This is a genomic window from Facilibium subflavum, assembly GCF_003574485.1.
GTDB classification, from domain to species: Bacteria; Pseudomonadota; Gammaproteobacteria; order Francisellales; family Francisellaceae; genus Facilibium; species Facilibium subflavum.
Genome location: NZ_QLIT01000258.1, coordinates 1 through 2,910, shown reverse-complemented (window position 1 = coordinate 2,910; position 2,910 = coordinate 1). Strand labels below are relative to the sequence as shown.

The 2,910-nt window shown below is 32.0% G+C and carries 4 protein-coding genes; 3 read left to right on the top strand and 1 reads right to left on the bottom strand.

What is annotated here, in order from left to right; all coding sequences use genetic code 11:
- Nucleotides 1-206: hypothetical protein (locus DNK84_RS14700; RefSeq protein WP_208123332.1), on the bottom strand; the 206-nt coding region annotated here is incomplete at its 3' end.
- Here DNK84_RS14700 and DNK84_RS12785 point away from each other — a divergent pair.
- The 3 genes from DNK84_RS12785 to DNK84_RS12775 all read left to right on the top strand — a co-directional run.
- Complete coding sequence (locus tag DNK84_RS12785; RefSeq protein WP_162902459.1) at nucleotides 201-575, top strand: hypothetical protein; 375 nt, start codon at nucleotides 201-203, stop codon at nucleotides 573-575. The two genes, DNK84_RS14700 and DNK84_RS12785, sit on opposite strands and share 6 nt — an antisense overlap.
- A 418-nt stretch (nucleotides 576-993) precedes the next feature.
- Entirely contained in the window at nucleotides 994-1,926 is a 933-nt protein-coding gene (locus tag DNK84_RS12780; RefSeq protein ID WP_119344866.1) for a hypothetical protein, read from the top strand.
- 460 nt (nucleotides 1,927-2,386) lie between these two features.
- The coding region (locus tag DNK84_RS12775) for a hypothetical protein (RefSeq protein WP_162902458.1) at nucleotides 2,387-2,910 on the top strand (524 nt) is incomplete at its 3' end.

Sequence of the window (2,910 nt, the reverse complement as noted above, 5' to 3'; positions counted from 1 at the left end):
ACCACGAACACAACCACGGATAACACATGATTTTTATACTTTAACAGGTTCAGTGAGTTAAATTGAAGAGCCGTATGTGGGAAATCTACAAGTACGGTTCTGTGAGGGGCATCATGCTTTCTCACATTATGTTTAAAATTTAAATTATAAATAGGAGAAACAGAGATGTCTACTCGACAAAATTTTTTGAGAAATTTTATATGCATTTATGCAATTTATTAAAGTCTGATCCAAAGATCATAGGCGCTGTTTTAATGGCATGCAGATCTGGTAAGTCTAAAGATGACAAAAAGCTTTGTAAAAAATATGAGGAATTTTATAAAGATCATTTTTATAACAAATTTGAACAGCTATATCACGCAGAGCCTTCAAGCTTTCATTATACTTGTTATCAAAAAATAGTCAGTTATGAAAATGCTGTTAACGTGATATGGGAACAATATAGTAAAATTTATTCCGCTCAAATGAAGAAAAATAAGCTCTTACAGTCTGAGAAAAATACACCTCAGATATTTGAAGGATTTGAAATAAATAATAAAAAAGAAATAGGTTCTGTGAAGCAAAAAGATCTTTGAAATATTTGGACCCTGTATGTTTTGTATATTGTTAAAAATGGTTCACAGAACCTAACAGGCGAGCAAGTATTTATTTACACAAAAGTTAGTGTGTAACCATGCTGGTCATTTATTCATAACTGCAAATAACGCACAAGTATTATTTCCATTGTAAGTATAAAAACGAGTAGTTTTACTGTTTTTTTGGTCATTTAAAGGACTTTATTTTGTTGGAATTTATTTTCCAGGGGTTCTACGATAGCTTAACGCTTTTTTGAGAATCATAATGTGGCTTATGTAAATTGAGTATTGCAAAGGTGTATTTATGAATAAAACTATCTAAAAGTAAAATTACATTCATACTTTACACGCGGTGTGATAACACGGGGGTGTGTATTAAATTCATATAACTTTTAAAATAAACTATGGGGAATAAAAAGTGAAAAGATTAATTCAGGCATTTCAGAACAAGAATTATTTTTATAATCAAAATAAAAAAGGCTTCTCATATATTGGTGCAAATGTTTTATTTGGCATAAAGAGCAAGTGTTTAATAGGAGGGGGTGTTTCAGAAGAAAGTTTCACGCGATTAGAAGAATTCACAAAAAAATATTGCGATATGATTAAGTCGCAAGATGAGATGAATCAGATGCTTACAAAAAAGGATGGCATATTTACTGGAGACGAGATTCGTATGAACTTGCAAAAAGTTGAAACGTTTGTCAATCAAAACGATCAATTAAAAGCACTTGCAAAAGGTGTTATTGATGATTTGCTATATCGTACAAATAAAGTTTATTTGCCGGATGTGGACTCAAAGCACAAAGAGCCTCATAAAGCGCAAAATACAACAAGAAAAATTTTAAATGATATTGAAGAAATAATATATGAACAAAAACCAGGTAAGAATACCCCGGGAAAATTAACTGACTATGGTAAACTGCTTCAGGAGAAATTCGCAAGCGAGGGCTTTGATAAAGCATTACAGTTACTGGATAATCAGCTTGCTGAGAACACAGGGTTTAGGCCTGTAACTGATGCGCATCTTAATAGCAGTCCACCTGGATCATTTATATCCACCTGGGGGGATCCTAAGACAACTTATGTGATGGAGTTGGAAGCTTATAAAACAGATCTAAAACAAGATGAGATGATCTTCTGCAAAAATGCACAGTTAAAGCTTATTGATCAATTAATTCAAGATGGAAAGCTAAATGAATATAAACCTGAAGACATTGGAAACTCAATTGTTCGTTATATTAACAGGCAAGATGAAGTTTTAGTTGCATCAAATAAACTTAAGTCAAGTAAAGCGATTTTTATGGAAAAAGCAGTGAGTATGCAAACAAATGACTATACCAATAAAATATAAGTGTATATGTTTGATATGATTTAGCGTATTGAGTATGCTTATATTTTTGGAAAATTAACAATCATGGAGGAAAAAATGTTAAAAAAAAACAGCCAAAATTACTTTACAACAAGGGAAGTTTCAGTTTTATGGCCATGTAAAAAGGAACTTTTCCTATATAAGTGCAAATCTTTTAAGTAAAGTTATATCCGATGTAGAAAAAGATACAAATATTCCAAGTGAAGCGATAAGCGAGCTTTCTGAATTTAGTACAGCTTATACGGTTATGCTGAACCAGCAGGCTAAAATAAATACATCTTTTAGTAAGACTAAATATGCCTTTTCATTGTATCAATGGAAAAGTAACCTAAAATTGATTGATCACTTTTTTTCCGAAAGAGAAGCACTTTTGCCAATTAGCAATAAGTTAAAATCTAGTACGTTTTATCAAACTCATATGCCCTATAATGGTGTAAGTATTATGTCTGGTGAAAGTTTCACAAAAGAAGATAATACAACACAACGGCTATTAAAGCATATTGAAAGGCTTATCTATGATCAATCACCCTCTGGGAATTTTCCTGGAGCGTTGACTGATTTTGGTCAGTTTTTGGAGATGCGGTTTGGGCAAGGAGTATTTAATCAGGCTTTGCAGCTATTGCACAATCAGTTAGCAAATGATATTGGTTTTCAATCAATGTACGCAATGAGCTGGCAAAAGCCCTTATATGAGTGTGCATATCTTGTTGAAAAAGAAGTTGATGATACTTCGCTTGGTCTAGATGATGTAATTTGTTGCAAAGATGCACAGCTTAAGCTCATTAATTATCTTGTTTCTAAAGGAAAATTAAATGATTTTTCGATGAAAGATATTGCGCTTGTAAAAAATGAAATTATACAAAAAAATGAGACACTTGTTTCTGATAAATGTATTAAATCAAGTGCGTTGCTTTTTATGGATAGGGTAGAGCAAAAATCTATTGGATTATTAGGTTCTGTGAACCA